We start from the raw sequence: 14,036 nt of genomic DNA on the forward strand, positions 1-14,036 counted from the left end.
CCGGCCGCATCCGATCCGACACGCCAAAGGCCGGCAAGACCAAGAGCTTTTTCACGCAGGTCAAGAAGATCACCCGCCAGCATCAGGCGGCAGCCTCCCGCGATCCTTCCATGCCGCCATCCCCCCGCCAGTCATCGCCGGGCCGTTCCCGCGCCGTTGTCGCCAGCAGCAAGGGGGTAAAGCGCGGCCGGGGCGCGAGCTTCGTGCGCGCCCGGAATATCTCCGGCCATTGGCATCATCGCCAGCCCGGCAGCCGCCGCGTGATCGTCAAGCAGAGCAGCGTCCGGGCCGCGTGGAAGGGTGGACGCGCCCGCGCGCATCTGCGCTATGTCCAGCGCGACGGCACCTCGCGCGACGGCGAGCGGGGCCAGCTCTATTCGGCGACCGAGGACCGCGCCGATGGCGATGCCTTCCTTGATCGCGGCAAGGACGACCGCCACCAATTCAGATTCATCGTCTCGCCCGAGGATGGCGCGGAGCTATCGGACCTCACGGCCTACACCCGCGATTTCATGAAACAGGTGGAAGCCGACCTCGGCACGAAACTCGATTGGGTTGCGGTGAACCACTACAACACCGGCCATCCCCATGTGCATGTCATCGTCAACGGCCACGATGATATGGGCGGAGATCTGGTCATCAACGGCGACTATCTTTCCGCCGGCCTGCGCGAGCGCGCCAGCGAGCTTGCCAGTCTGGAACTCGGCCCCGTCACCGAGATCGAGCAGACCCGCAAGCTGTCGGCCGAAATCGACCAGGACCGTTTCACCCGGATCGACCGCGCCATGGTCGAGGAAGCCGACGCCCGTTTCCTCGACCTTCGCCATGAACCGGCAGAGCCGAGGCGGCAGTTCGAGCGCACCTTGCGCCTGCGCCGCCTTACCATGCTGGAGAAGATGGGGCTGGCGACCGCGCACGCGCCCGGCGTTTGGGAATTGAGCAAGGACATGGAGCCGGCCCTGCGCGAGCTAGGCGAGCGCGGCGACATTATCCGCACCATGCAGAAGGCGCTCGGCCCGGAGAGCGGCGAGCGCGATCCCATGAGCTTCCAAATCCATGACGGAGCGCCCGAGACGCCCATCGTCGGCCGCGTCGTGGACAAGCACCTGTCCGACGAGTTGGGGGAGAACCTGACAATCGTGGTGGACGGGATCGACGGGCGGACGCACCACATCGCCGGTATCGCGCCCGAGCGGCTGGAGGAAGCCCGCATCGGCAGCGTCATCCAGATCGGCCCGGCAGAGGTGACGGTCCGGCCGTCCGACCGCAGCATCACCGAAATCGCCGAGGACGGAATCTATCGGCCGAGCCGTCATCTGGAGCAGGCGAAATTCGAGGGCCGCGTCCCCGGCGGCGACTATGAGGGCCATGTCGATGCTCATGTCCGCCGGCTGGAGTCGCTGCGCCGGGCCGGGATCGTCGAGCGCATCGACGCCGATCAATGGCGCATCCCCGATGATCTGGTCAGCCGCGCCGCCGCCTATGACGCCGGCCGCGACCGGCAGGCCAGGGTTCGCGTCCTTTCTTCCGTCAATCTGGAGAGGCAGATCGGATCGGACGGCGCGACCTGGCTAGATCGACGATTGATCCATGGCGAGACGGCCGACCTTGCCCCGACCGGCTTCGGCCAGCAGGTGCGCGAGGCGATGGAGCAGCGCCGCGAGCATCACATTGAACAGGGCGACGCCACCCGCAGCCGGGATGGCCGCCTCTTCTACCGCCGGAATCTACTCGCCACGTTACGGGAGCGCGAGGTAGCGCGGGTCGGTTCGGAGATGGCGGAGAGCAAAGGGCTACCGTTTCGTGCCGCCACGGATGGCGAGAGCGTCAGTGGCAAGTTCACCGGCACGGTGCAGCTATCGAGCGGCAAGTTCGCAGTGGTTGAAAAGAGTTATGGATTCACCCTTGTCCCTTGGCGGCCAGTCATCGACCGCAAGCTGGGCCAGGAGGTGACAGGCATCGTCCAAGGCGGAGCGGTTTCGTGGCAGTTGGGACGTCAGAGGGGATTGAACATTTAGGATAGAAACCATTCACGCAACGCTCGAAGGCGGGAACGGATGGCACCGTTGGGAGCCTCGCACGCCGGAATCGCTCAACGCACCCGTGAAATGCGCACGCGCCAGGGCTAACCTATTCGCAGCCTTTTGAGCTCCTGCCTTCATCCGGCCCATCATCGATCCATCGCCGAATGTATTCATGATGCTCGGCGTAACCCTCCCAAGTCGTTTCCGCCCACTGGCGCACCTTATCGGCATGGCTTGGGGTTCCGGCAAAATCAACCACCTCGGCCACGGTGACGCGGAAGGCTTCGGGGGGCGCCAGTCGCCGAAGCGTTCCCTTATAGTGGGAGAAATCCAGCATTACGGCATTGGTCTGCATGGGTGAACCAGGCCGCTCAAGCTGCAGCATCAACCGTGCCAGATGGAGGCCAACGGACTGGATGGCACGCCGATCTTCTGCCGAACCCGGATGCTGGACGGCCCATGTATCGACCGTAAGGCGATGGACTGACCTCAAAGCTGCAGAACTGTACTCCGCCGCCAGCAGCTTGGTGAAGGCGGCGAAACATGCAGGTGAAGATTGCATATAGGCGTGGGTGGGGCCTTCCATATCGGGGAAGACTGCACCGCATCCAGCACAGCGTGTAGGCATGAAATGTTCTCGAAATACTGTCAAAGGCTGCGCTAGCGCTTATTTTTCTCCATGTATTGCGCGCGCTCATCTTTTGGCAGTTTTTCGGTTGCCATGCGCAGGCTGATGCGCGGCATGTGTTCCGCATGCTCGTCCAGAAACGCTATCAGTCTGGGCCGGTCGACCTGGCCTGCGGTCCGGAGCCATGATCCGATGGCTTTCTGAACATACTCATGCGGCTCATTGAGCAGCATTGCGCAGATTCGGAACGTGTCGCCGGTATCGCCGGCGCGAATGAAGAACCAAGTGGCCACGATCGCCGTGCGGCGCCGCCATGGATCAGGCGAGGCCGCCAACTCATTGAGAACATCCCTGGGTTTGTCCGCGAGCCAGCCGCCAATCACGTGTGGCGCTGCGCGATCGACGAGATCCCAGTTGTTTATCCGGTCGTGTCTGCGCAGATAGAGGTCGAACAATGCTTCGCGTGTGGCCGCATCTGTCTTTTTCGCGCGAGCCTGGAAATCCATGATGGCTACCGCCCCCATGCGTACCTCGTAATGGGGATCGTCCAGAAGCTGTTCGATCTCCGTGAGCGGCATGGCGGCGAACTTTTTTGCCACCGGAAATATCTTGCCGATGCTTACGCCCATCACTGACGTGTTCTCCAAACCGTCGGCGAAGAACCTCGAGACATCAGCAACCTGACCGGAATCGCTGATGCCTCGGAGAGCCCGTATGAACTCGGCTGCGGTTGGTTCGCTCATCTTGGACTCTCCCTGTTCACTTGTGCGGCTTATTCCGTTCCTGGTTCGAAATCAGATGTCGTTCGTCAACCCCGCATCCTGCAAAAGGCGGGTTGCGAAATCCTTCCGGAAGTCGCGGATCGAGCTGAAGGAAGGACCTGCGACATGCAGGGCAAATACCACCGGGGCGGCGTCCTCCCGGCTCAGATAGCCTGTGTACCAGCCAGAGAACGACCCGCTCGTGTCTTCCGGGTTATCGGGTCCCGAGCCGGTCTTGCCGTGAAGGGTGACGCTACCGAAGCTCCCCTCTTCGCTTGCGCCATCGAGCGCGTCGAGCGATGATTGCGCCACACCCAGATTGCCCGAGACCAGGGCCTGCAGAAAATCAACCTGCTCATTGACCGAGATCAGCAGCTCGCCCGTCAGCCAGAAATCGTCCGAGCCGTCCGGGGCTTCCGCGTTGCCGTAACCCCAATCCGAGAGCTGCTGGCGGTAGGCGACGCCACCGATTTCCAACGCCAGATCCTGGAAGTACCAGACCGATGACCGTGCAAACGCCGTGCCGAGGTCCTGGCTTTCCTGCCAGACATCGGGCCAGTGGCTGGCGGCCGGGCGTTCGAAGGCATCCCATTCGCGCCATGCATCCAGCGAGGGGGCAACGCCTGTCTCCAGGGCGATCACAAGGTTGGGGATCTTGAACGTCGAAAACGGCGTATGCCGGGTATCGAGATCACTCCCTTCAAGAACGTATTTCTCCCCGGTTTCCAGATCGTGCGCCAGAAATGACAGTGTCAGATGGTCGGTATCCGCTCTGTAGGGCGTCAGTTCGATTTGGTGTGTATCGGCAGCGGCATAGCTGGCGCTTGCCAGAACGAGTGTCGCAGCGGCCAGAGATGAAATGCCTGCGCGCAGGAAGCTGGAAAGGAGAGCAGTCATTGTTGTCGTCCAGTGATTGAAGGTTGATCGGAAGGGTGTAGGAGCACACGCAAAGGCATCTGGCCCGGCATGGTTTTGTGCCAAGACAAAAGTCGCGCCCTGACAGCGAAATTCTGGAGTCCGCCCTGGCCCTCATGCACGAGCGAGGACCGGAAGGACTGACCTTCGCCTCGCTGGCCGAGCGCACGGGCCTGTCGGCTGCCACCCTCGTGCAGCGGTTCGGCAGCAAGCCTGCCATGGTAAAGCGGCGCTGACGCAGTCGTGGGATCGGCTGCTGGAGGCGACTGAAGCGGCCATTGCGACAGTGGACAAGTCTCCAAAGGGGGCCGTGGAGCTGCTTGTTGCCCTCTCGGCAGATTATGGCGCAATCGACAGTTACGCCGACGGTCTCCTGATCCTGCGCGAGGACTTGCGCGACCCGGATCTACGGGCGCGCGGTAAAGCCTGGGAGACAGATTGAGCGCAGCACTTGGTGAGTGTCTTGCTGGTGCAGATCATCCGAACCCAACGCTGGGCAGGCTGATGGCTTCGCACTGGCAAGGTGCCTTGCTGTGGTGGAATTTCGACCAGGCGGTCGATGTCTCCATGTTCGTTGAAGAGAGCCTTTCCAGCTTCCTGGGGGCCTTGCGGCAGGGGGAATAGAGAGCATGGGTGCACGATTTTAGTTGAGGCTCGCGCCCGAAAGGGTAGACGCGACTCAGAAAATGACCAATAGTCAGTGACTATCCGTCACTTATGACTGAATTGAGGCGTTCAATGGAAACAGTTTCAATCGGCACCGTTCTGCGCACTTCAGCCTTAGGTCTTGGATGCATGGAATTTGGGACCCGGATTCCGGCCAATCGCGCTTTTGCCGTGCTGGACGCCTACTATGACGAAGGTGGTCGGTTCATCGACACCTCAAACAATTATGCTTTCTGGGCCCTCGGCGGAAAGGGCGGGGAAAGTGAGGAGGTTATTGGCGCGTGGCTTCGTGAGCGCGGGTGCCGAGACGAAATGGTCATCGCGACAAAGGTTGGCGCTCAACCGACTGAGCCAGGTGCCGGCCTGGAAAAGGCAGAGGGGCTTGGTGCCGTCACAATAGCGGCAGCCTGTGAGGCGAGTCTCTCGCGACTGGGGCTGGATGAAATTGATCTCTACTATGCGCACATAGACGATGAAGCCACGCCCCTGGAGGAAACACTGTTTGCGTTTGAGCAGCTTCGCCAGCGCGGTCTCGTTCGTGAAACCGCCTGCTCCAATTACTCTGTGGATCGTTTCAAGGCAGCTAGAGCCACATCTCTGGCCAAGGGTTGGCAACCCTATGCTGCGATCCAGCAGCGTCATTCGCTTCTGACGCCAAATGCTGATCACGATCTTGGGCTGCAAAGGACACTCGACGAGCGCCTGCGAGCCGAGCTCCGCACATCGGGCATTCCGCTCATAGCGTATTCGGCATTGCTCGGCGGCAGTTACGACAATGGCGTTTTGCCTCCGGGCTACCAAAGCGAACGTAATGCTCAAGTGCTCAGTGCGGTCCGCGAAACGGCCATCGAGATGGAAACCACACCCAATGAAATCGTTCTTGCAGCGTTGCTAGACTCGTCGTTTCCAATCGTTCCTCTGATTGCCAGTAGCGACCCGGACCGGATTCGAAAGCTGATGAAAGCTGCGGTCCTGAAATTATCAGAAGACAAGGTCAGGGTGTTGACGGCCGGCTGCTAGGGAGAGCCTTCAAGGCCAAACTTTGCCACCGGATTGAAGAGAGGAAAACCATGCACTCGAAGAAATTCCGACTTGTATCGGAAGAGCAGTTGCATGCCGTGTATGGTGTACCCGCTCCAGCTTCGTTGGCGAAGGAGGCCGATCATGTCCATGAGATCTATCGGCCATTCATCGAGCACGCGCCTTATGCTGTTCTGGCGACGTCAGGACCAAGTGGACTTGAAACCTCGCCGAGGGGCGATCCCGCCGGCCATCTGGTCGAGGTACTGGATCCCAATACGCTTCTCATGCCGGACCGGCGAGGCAACAACCGGATCGACAGCCTCCGGAATATCATTTCTGACCCTCGCATATCACTCTTGTTCCTGATCCCAGGCATAGGAGAGACCATACGTGTAAAAGGTCGTGCTGAGGTGATGATTGACCCAGAACTACTGGACCGCTTCGCCTTAGATGGTCGGAAGCCTCGGACCGTTCTGCGTATTCTCGTTGAGCGCGTGTTTTTTCAGTGTAGTCGAGCGCTGTTGCGCTCGAAATTATGGGATCCAGGAACGCATGTGGATCGAACCGCGCTTCCAAGCCCCGGCGCAATCCTGAGCGCGCTGTCTGCAGACGAGATCGACGGAGCGCGGTACGATATCGAGCTGCCAGATCGTCTGAAATCTACATTGTACTAAATCAAACAATAACTTGTCAGGCGCCGTCATTTCACAGGCGTGCGAAGCATTTGGACACGGATCATGATCCTGCGATCCCTACTGTGCGCTGCGTTGATCGTAGGGTTGAAACCAGAGTTGGTTAGGGCGAGCGAGACGCCCACAGCATGGCAGCTGGCGAAATGTCGGTTCTACGAAGAGACCTGGCGCGACATGCTCACGCATTTTGGGCCTGGTGCGCTGAGCGATGGGTTTATCGATCAGAACGAGCGCTTCATCGCCGCCCATTGCCTCGAACGGATCGAGGTCTGCCCGAAGTCAGAACACGATCTCGCCGTCGCCAACGCGTTGACGCTCGGCACGATGAACGGTGACGTTGGCGGTACGTTCCTACCATTCCGCTGCGACTGATCACGACCTCCCCTTTGCGAAGTCCATTCTCGGAAACGGGATATCTGCGATCATTAAATGACTAATAGTCATTGACTCTTGGTCATTATTCCGAGTACCAGAACTTGACGACGATGGTCAGGTTATCGGTATTGACGGTTTGCCCGTCAGATTCATGTGCTCGGCCACCTCGTCGCGAAATGCGAAGAGGAAACGAATATGACGGACGTGGCGGTTGCAACAACGGGCCCCTCAAACGAGACACATTTGTATCAGCAGTTGATACAGACGGGGCCGCTCAGCCGGCTGTTTCGACCCGTCATCCCAAAGCTTGCCATCTGCGCGACGTTGTCTGCCTTCGGCGCTGCGGCGGGGCTGCTGCCATACATCGCGATAGCGGAGATTGGACGGGCTGCACTGTCTGCGCCGAATTTGTCGCATGCCGCCATAACAGTTTGGGTCTGGGTCGGGATCGGAGTTGCCGGAGCGATCGCCCGGCTGATCTTGCTGTTCGCGTCCTCTCGCCTTGGCCACTACGCGGATGCACAGCTTCTGCATGATATTCGCGGCAAGCTTATCGCTCATCTCGCCGTCCTGCCGATCGGTTGGTTCCGTGCCTCGGGTTCGGGTGCGATCAAGAAGGTGATGACCGACGATCTGGAGGCCATGCACCAAATCATCGCTCATGCGCTCGGCGAGATCATCGGCGCCACTACGGCAATCCTCGTTGGTCTCGCCTACCTTGCCTGGGTGGACTGGCGCATGGCACTGGTCGTCGCGGCGACGCTGCTGCTGCTTTACGTGGCCTATCGTGCCGCGATGCGGTCGATGACTACGCACATGGCGCGGCTGTTCGAGACCGAGCAGAAGGTCAGCGCCGCCAGTGTCGAATATGCTGACGGCATTACGGTCGTGAAAACCTTCGGAACCGGCGGGCGGATTCTGAAGCGCTTTAACGATGCCGTTAGCGAAAACTCCGCCGCCATGAGCGCCTGGTTCGGCGAAACCCGCTACAGCTCCGCCTTCGCGCGCATCCTTTCCTCCGAAATGACGCTTTTGGGGGTCGTCGCGGCCTCCGGTCTCTGGATGATTCAGCATGACATGCTGGCGATGGCTGACCTGCTGCCGTTTCTCGTCGTGGGCATTGGTCTGCCCACCGCCGTTTCTCCTGCTATTCAAGGTTCGCAGGGTCTGAGAAAGGGGCGCATGGCGGCCGGAAATGTGGAGGCGATCCTGAAACGTGACGGTTTGCCGGAAGCGCGGCAGCCACGACTCCCCTCGGCATTCGATATCGAGTTCTCCGGCGTGAGTTTTTCGTATGACGGCTGCAACAACGTGATCGAAGATCTCTCGGCAGTCTGCCGGCCGGGGACCGTCACGGCGCTGGTCGGCCCATCGGGGGCGGGCAAGAGCACGCTCGCCAACTTAGTCCCGCGCTTCCATGACGTGACGAAAGGCGCAATTCGTATCGGTGGCATCGACATCCGCTCGATATCGAGCTCCACGCTGCTGTCATCGATGTCGCTGGTGTTCCAGGACGTCATCCTGCTGCGCGATACGGTCCTTGAAAACATCCGGGTCGCTCGTCCGCAAGCCGGTCTTGATGAAGTCATGGTCGCTGCCAAAGCCGCGCGTATTCATGATGTTATCGAGCGCATGGCGCAAGGATACGATACCTATCTCGGCGATGGTGCGGGGCTTTCTGGTGGTGAACGGCAGAGGCTGACGATTGCGCGTGCGATACTCTCCGGCGCGCCGATCGTAATCCTCGACGAAGCGACGTCCGCCCTCGATCCAGACAGTGAAACGGCCGTGCAGGAAGCCTTAGCCGAACTTGCGCGAGGCAAAACGGTGCTGGTGATCGCCCACCGTCTGCACACGATCAGGAGCGCCGATCAAATCCTGGTTCTGCAAAGTGGCCGCCTGGTTGAACAGGGCGATCATGACCAGCTTATCGCAAAAGGAGGGCTCTACGCCCGGATGTGGCTGGCTCAGGAGAAAGGAGCACCCCAATGATCCTCAATCTTTTCCGTCTCGGCTCCAATCCTGCCCTAGTTTATCGACTGGGAATACTCACGGCTCTACGTGCGCTCGTGCAGGGCATCCTGCTTGCCCTCCTGATTCCGATCTTTCACGCTCTTCTACAACCGCAGCCTGATTTTGCAGCCGCGGGACCTTGGCTCACCGGCGCTGCAGTTTGCCTGATCATCTATTGGCTGTTGAGTGCGATCGCGACGCCCGCTGGCTTCGCAGCGAGCATCGAACTGGGCGACAGCCTGCGTCATCGCGTTATGGAACATGTGACGCGCCTGCCACTCGGATGGTTCACGCCCGATCAGAAGGCTCGCTTGTCGCGAGCTGCTACCGTGGACACGACGGCGATCGGCCACCTCGCCGTCGAACTCGGCTCGCCCGCAATCACAGCGACCATCGTTCCGCTTTCAATCATTGTCATCAGTTTCTTCATCGACTGGCGGATGGCGCTCGTTTTTGCCGCGATCGCGCCGCTGGCCTTACTCACGCTGAAGCGTGCGGGAGACATTGCGTCCAAGGCCGACGAAGAACTCGACGCGGCATCAACGGAGTTGGCCGGACGCGCTATCGAACTGGGACAGGCCCAAATCGTGCTGCGCGCAGCGGGGCAAGCGGAAAGCGGCAGCGCCCGCATGCAAAGCGCCCTCGATGCGCACCGCGACGTCTATCGTGAAGGTCTCCGTCAATCGATGGTGCCGGATCTGACTTATACCGGGACCGTCACGCTGGGTTTCACCGCCATTTTGCTGCTCGGTGCCTGGCTGCTGACTTCGGGCGAGATCGGCTTAGCCGATGCGGTTGTCCTGCTGATCCTCGCCGTGCGGTTCATGGAGCCGCTGGGTGTCCAGATCGAGTTGATTGGTGCCCTTCGGGCCATGGATAATGCCGTTGCGCGTGTCCGGTCGATACTCGACACCAAGCCGCTTCCAGAAGCCCCGAAGCCTGTTCGTCATATCGAAGATGCTTCGATCAGCTTTGAGGATGTGACGTTCGGCTATAGCGATGCTCCCGCACTCGAAAAGGTCTCGTTCGACTGCGCGCCGGGCACGATGACAGCTCTTGTCGGACCTTCCGGTTCGGGCAAGACGACGGTCACGCGGCTTATCGCACGTTTCCATGACGTCGATAGTGGCACGATCCGCATTGGCGGGCATGATCTGCGCCAACTCGACAGCGTGGCTCTGATGGAAGAGATCGCTATCGTTTTCCAGGACGTCTACCTGTTCGACACGACGATCGAGGAGAACCTCCGCATCGCTCACCCCGAGGCGACGGAGGAGGAGTTCGCAGCTGCTGCTCGCGCAGCGCGGCTCAACGAAGTCGTCTCGCGCCTTCCGCATGGTTGGCAGACACGCGTTGGCGAAGGCGGCGCCCAGCTGTCAGGCGGGGAGCGCCAACGCGTATCGATCGCTCGAGCCTTCCTCAAGCAGGCAAGAATCGTCCTCATAGACGAGGCCAGTTCGGCGCTGGACCCGGAAAACGAGCGTGCCGTGGCCGAGGCGATAGCTAACCTGTCTAGCGACGGCCGTAGAACGGTGATCGTGATCGCTCACCGGCCGGTCACACTGGCGGCGGCCGACCAGGTGATCACGCTCGACAAGGGACGTGTCGTCGAAATCGGCTCGCCGGAGCATTTGCGCCAATCAGGCGGCGTGTTTGCCCGGCTCTTCTCCCAATATGAGTGTGCCCGTTCCTGGCGCATCGAAGCCACGGAAGGAGCCAGCCAATGACGATTTTCAAGGAAATGCGCGCACGCGTCACAATGAAGTCCGACCGCAACAACCTTGCCATCTCTGACACTAGCTTGCTGGTGCGCATAGCCGATGTGCCGCATGATTATGAGATCGCCGCGGTCGATGTGGTGGTTCATCTGCGTCCCGCCGATGAAGATTATCAGACGGTGGACCCAATATGAGTCGCGTCGATGATATTCCTGACGCTCAACACATTGCGTATGCTGGCGCCTCGGCCGAGGCCTTGGACGATGGGCGCTTGGTGGCTATCGAAAAGTGGACCGCTGCTGTCTTGGCCTTTCTGGGTGTGACGCTTTTTGCCGTTATTTTGGTGGGTATTTGCGCCGGACAATATTCTATCGCGCCTGCGACCGCTCTTGGTACCTTAACCGATAAATTGGGCGGAGGGGATCTGCTCGCTTCCGTCATGGGGGGTAGCGTGGCGCGGACAGAAATGGACGCGCGGATAGTTACGCTCGTGCGCGGCCCGCGCGTTTTGCTGGCTGCAGCTTGCGGTGCAGGCCTTGCAGTCGCGGGGGCCTCGTTGCAGGGCGTGTTCCGGAATCCGCTGGCAGCGCCGGAAATGCTGGGAGTCTCTGCAGGCGCGGCTCTGGGCGGAGCGGCGGCTATCCTACTAAGCCTTCCTGGTTTGCTGATGATCGGAAGTGCATTCACCTCCGGCATGATTGCGCTCCTCATCGTCGGGTCGATTGCTCGCGTCGAAGGGGGGACCGCCCCGACGAGCGTGATTCTCGCGGGCGTCATCGTAGGCGCGTTTTTCATGGCGCTCGTGTCGGTGACCCAGCTCTTTGCCGATCCTCATAACTCGCTTCCCGCAATCACGTTCTGGCTAATGGGTAGCTTTGCTTCAGCAAGCTGGGACCAGGTGGGAATAGCTTTGCCCGCCGTGTTCCTCGGGTGCGTTGTCCTTTGGCTGATGCGGTTTCGCATCAACGCTCTTTGTCTGGGCGAAGAAGAGGCCCGCACGCTCGGCATTCCCGTCGAACGCGACCGGTGGCTGGTTTTCATCTCGGTTGCGCTGATCGCCGCAGCGGTCGTTTCCGTCGCTGGAATTGTCGGCTGGGTTGGGATCGTCATTCCCCATGCTGCGCGGTTCCTCGTGGGGCACGATCACCGCATCCTTCTCCCAGCGTCCTGCCTCTTAGGTGCGAGCTATCTCTGCGCCGTGGACACGGTGGCACGCAGCGCAACGCCCGGTGAGATTCCGGTGGGAGTGCTGACTGCCCTCATTGGCGCTCCATTCATAGCCTGGATGCTTCGCAAAGCCCTGATGGGCAGGGGAATTGGCTAATGTTGCGGCTGAGCGATGCCGGCGTCCGCTTTGGCCAAAGATGGATATTCCGCAATCTGACCTTGAAGATCGATGACCTCACCTGCATCGCGCTTCTGGGGCCGAACGGGCGCGGCAAGACGACATTGCTGCGGGCGATTGCCGGATTTCAATTGTTGTCCGAAGGGGAGCGTTCAGGTCCTTTGGATGTGGGATATGTCCCGCAACTCGGCGGAAATCTGCTTTCATTTTCGGCCATCGAGATGGTCGTGATGGGGCGTTCCAGCGCCCTCGGTGTGTTCGGATCACCTCGAAAACAGGACTATCAGATCGCCCATGACGCTCTCGCTGAAGTCGGTCTGTTGAGCCTTGCATACCAGTCATTCGACAGGCTTTCGGGCGGAGAGCGTCAACTCGTGTTGGTCGCCCGGGCTCTGGCGAGCGGAGCCACAACGATCATTCTCGATGAACCCGCTTCCGCCCTCGATCTCGCCAATCAGAGCCGCCTACTGGGCATTATCCGCGATCTTAAGAAGCGTTCGCGTTTCACGCTCATCTTCAGCACGCACGTTCCCCAGCATGCTCTGCAAGTCGCCGACGAAACTGTGCTGATGCTTCCACAGGGGCAGACAGTTCAAGGTCGCAGCGCTGCGGTCCTGACTGAAACCAACATGACCGAGTTGTACGGAATCCCGGTATGCCGTGTACCGATGCCCGGTCAGGTTGACGCCGTCGTACCGATCTTCCGTTAAACTTGTCTGGTGACCATATGAAACTTTGGGCATTAAATCGCCGCGACCTGATGAAGTCGCTTGCGCTTGGCGTTGCCGGCTGTTTGGCAGGCGGTAAAGCACTGGCGAACGGCAATGAGTTATGTTTTGTCGATCTGGCCGGAACAGAACATATCCTAGACGCACCGGCGACGCGCATTGTCGATCTCGTCGTGCTGTCGGCATTCGTAATTGCGGCGCATGGAAATCCAGATCGTCTAGTCGCAGTGCATCCCCGTAACCGGGATGAGTTTGAACGCGGATTCCTGCACCGGATTTTTCCCTGTGTTCTGGACATCGATACCAGCATCATCGTCGGCTCCGACTTCAATCCCAATGTCGAGGCCGTGGCAAACTATGCGCCGGATGTCGTTCTGCAATGGGGAGACATGGGGACCAATTTGTTCGGGCCGCTTGAGAACGCCGGTCTCCGGGTAGCGAAATACCAGGAGGTCCCAGAGGGAGCCGATAAAACCATTGAGCGGCTTTTGTTAATGCTTGGGGCGATGATTGGAGATACGTCCCGTGCCGAAAGGCTGATCGCCTATCGACGGTCCGTTGCAGATAGGCTGGGGACGCTGACTGAAAGGCTCGCATCGGATGAGCGTCCTTCCACCATGATCTTAACGATTGCCGGCAGCAGCTTCTATGCATCCGGAGGCGGGGCTGACGGTACCTATTCGTTCTACCTCTATCAGGCTGGGGGAGTGAATGCCGCCGCAGACCTTCCGAACTTTGCCCAGGTCAGCGCGGAGCAGATCGCGGCCATGGAGCCTGACTACATTTTTCTGTTCAATGTCCCAGGCGTTTCTCCATCGAATGTTCTGGAGCATCCAATTCTGAGCTTGACGCCTGCGGCTCTCAACGATCGCGTTTATCTGATGCCGACAGGTTCACATCATTGGGGATCAGTAGGACCAGAAGATCCGCTGACGTCACTTTGGATGGCTGAGCTGCTGCATCCAAACCGTTCAGATTGGAATCTACGAAACGAGCTGGCAGTCACGTATCGCTCCATGTTCGGCCAAGCTTTTAGCGATGATGATCTTGACGAGGTTCTCCACGTCGCGGTCAATCGTAATAGCGCGGAATATGGGCGCTTCTTACCTTAGATAAGACCCTTTGGTTGCGCTCTTTTGGCCTCGATC

General features: G+C 59.8%; 17 protein-coding genes and 1 pseudogene. 14 read left to right on the forward strand and 4 right to left on the reverse strand.

Annotation, left to right across the window (positions count from 1 at the left end; genetic code table 11):
* Window positions 1–110: 110 nt before the first annotated feature.
* Window positions 111–611, forward strand: a pseudogene (locus IE151_RS17920) (relaxase/mobilization nuclease domain-containing protein); the annotation flags it as partial.
* A 174-nt stretch (window positions 612–785) separates the two neighbouring features.
* On the forward strand, window positions 786–2,018 hold the full coding sequence (locus tag IE151_RS03545) for a DUF3363 domain-containing protein (RefSeq protein ID WP_280517234.1): 1,233 nt from the start codon (window positions 786–788) through the stop codon (window positions 2,016–2,018).
* Between the two features lie 112 nt (window positions 2,019–2,130).
* Here the strand turns inward: IE151_RS03545 and IE151_RS03550 are convergent, their stop codons facing one another.
* From IE151_RS03550 to IE151_RS03560, 3 genes are read right to left on the reverse strand one after another with little or no spacing between them, the layout of a single operon-like run.
* Window positions 2,131–2,652, reverse strand: a complete 522-nt coding sequence (locus IE151_RS03550) for a DUF5946 family protein (protein WP_189487979.1) — start codon at window positions 2,650–2,652, stop codon at window positions 2,131–2,133.
* A gap of 32 nt (window positions 2,653–2,684) precedes the next feature.
* On the reverse strand, window positions 2,685–3,395 hold the full coding sequence (locus IE151_RS03555) for a DNA alkylation repair protein (RefSeq protein WP_189487980.1): 711 nt from the start codon (window positions 3,393–3,395) through the stop codon (window positions 2,685–2,687).
* A 51-nt stretch (window positions 3,396–3,446) separates the two neighbouring features.
* On the reverse strand, window positions 3,447–4,310 hold the full coding sequence (locus IE151_RS03560; protein ID WP_189487981.1) for a class D beta-lactamase: 864 nt from the start codon (window positions 4,308–4,310) through the stop codon (window positions 3,447–3,449).
* 77 nt (window positions 4,311–4,387) lie between these two features.
* Between IE151_RS03560 and IE151_RS17860 the strand changes: the two genes are divergently transcribed.
* The 6 genes from IE151_RS17860 (at window position 4,388) to IE151_RS03580 (ending at window position 7,081) form a co-directional block, all read left to right on the forward strand.
* On the forward strand, window positions 4,388–4,564 hold the full coding sequence (locus tag IE151_RS17860; protein ID WP_308430487.1) for a helix-turn-helix domain-containing protein: 177 nt from the start codon (window positions 4,388–4,390) through the stop codon (window positions 4,562–4,564).
* A 50-nt stretch (window positions 4,565–4,614) separates the two neighbouring features.
* On the forward strand, window positions 4,615–4,770 hold the full coding sequence (locus tag IE151_RS17865) for a hypothetical protein (protein ID WP_308430488.1): 156 nt from the start codon (window positions 4,615–4,617) through the stop codon (window positions 4,768–4,770).
* Window positions 4,767–4,952 (forward strand): hypothetical protein, encoded by a 186-nt coding sequence (locus IE151_RS17870; protein WP_308430489.1) that lies wholly within the window; start codon window positions 4,767–4,769, stop codon window positions 4,950–4,952. Before IE151_RS17865 ends, IE151_RS17870 begins: the two co-directional genes overlap by 4 nt.
* Window positions 4,953–5,066: 114 nt before the next feature.
* Window positions 5,067–6,014, forward strand: coding sequence for an aldo/keto reductase (locus tag IE151_RS03570; protein WP_189487982.1), 948 nt, complete (start codon window positions 5,067–5,069; stop codon window positions 6,012–6,014).
* 50 nt (window positions 6,015–6,064) lie between these two features.
* Window positions 6,065–6,691 (forward strand): pyridoxamine 5'-phosphate oxidase family protein, encoded by a 627-nt coding sequence (locus IE151_RS03575; protein WP_189487983.1) that lies wholly within the window; start codon window positions 6,065–6,067, stop codon window positions 6,689–6,691.
* A 63-nt stretch (window positions 6,692–6,754) separates the two neighbouring features.
* Window positions 6,755–7,081, forward strand: a complete 327-nt coding sequence (locus IE151_RS03580) for a hypothetical protein (protein WP_189487984.1) — start codon at window positions 6,755–6,757, stop codon at window positions 7,079–7,081.
* Between the two features lie 231 nt (window positions 7,082–7,312).
* Here the strand turns inward: IE151_RS03580 and IE151_RS17685 are convergent, their stop codons facing one another.
* Window positions 7,313–7,645, reverse strand: a complete 333-nt coding sequence (locus tag IE151_RS17685) for a hypothetical protein (RefSeq protein ID WP_244636613.1) — start codon at window positions 7,643–7,645, stop codon at window positions 7,313–7,315.
* On the opposite strand from IE151_RS17685, the gene IE151_RS03585 reads away from it, so the two are divergent.
* Genes IE151_RS03585 through IE151_RS03610 form a run of 6 tightly spaced genes read left to right on the forward strand, consistent with a single transcriptional unit; the run spans window position 7,565 to window position 14,000 of the window.
* Complete coding sequence (locus IE151_RS03585; RefSeq protein WP_244636608.1) at window positions 7,565–9,076, forward strand: ABC transporter ATP-binding protein; 1,512 nt, start codon at window positions 7,565–7,567, stop codon at window positions 9,074–9,076. The genes IE151_RS17685 and IE151_RS03585 overlap by 81 nt on opposite strands.
* Window positions 9,073–10,824, forward strand: a complete 1,752-nt coding sequence (locus IE151_RS03590) for an ABC transporter ATP-binding protein (protein ID WP_189487987.1) — start codon at window positions 9,073–9,075, stop codon at window positions 10,822–10,824. Before IE151_RS03585 ends, IE151_RS03590 begins: the two co-directional genes overlap by 4 nt.
* On the forward strand, window positions 10,821–11,009 hold the full coding sequence (locus IE151_RS03595) for a hypothetical protein (protein WP_189487988.1): 189 nt from the start codon (window positions 10,821–10,823) through the stop codon (window positions 11,007–11,009). Before IE151_RS03590 ends, IE151_RS03595 begins: the two co-directional genes overlap by 4 nt.
* Window positions 11,006–12,139 (forward strand): FecCD family ABC transporter permease, encoded by a 1,134-nt coding sequence (locus IE151_RS03600; RefSeq protein ID WP_189487990.1) that lies wholly within the window; start codon window positions 11,006–11,008, stop codon window positions 12,137–12,139. Before IE151_RS03595 ends, IE151_RS03600 begins: the two co-directional genes overlap by 4 nt.
* A complete protein-coding gene (locus IE151_RS03605; protein WP_189487992.1) occupies window positions 12,139–12,870 on the forward strand; it encodes an ABC transporter ATP-binding protein in 732 nt (243 codons plus the stop codon). The genes IE151_RS03600 and IE151_RS03605 overlap by 1 nt, the downstream gene beginning before the upstream one ends.
* A gap of 17 nt (window positions 12,871–12,887) precedes the next feature.
* Window positions 12,888–14,000 (forward strand): ABC transporter substrate-binding protein, encoded by a 1,113-nt coding sequence (locus IE151_RS03610; RefSeq protein WP_189487994.1) that lies wholly within the window; start codon window positions 12,888–12,890, stop codon window positions 13,998–14,000.
* Window positions 14,001–14,036: the final 36 nt, after the last annotated feature.

The organism is Limoniibacter endophyticus, from assembly GCF_014652835.1.
Lineage (GTDB): Bacteria > Pseudomonadota > Alphaproteobacteria > Rhizobiales > Rhizobiaceae > Limoniibacter > Limoniibacter endophyticus.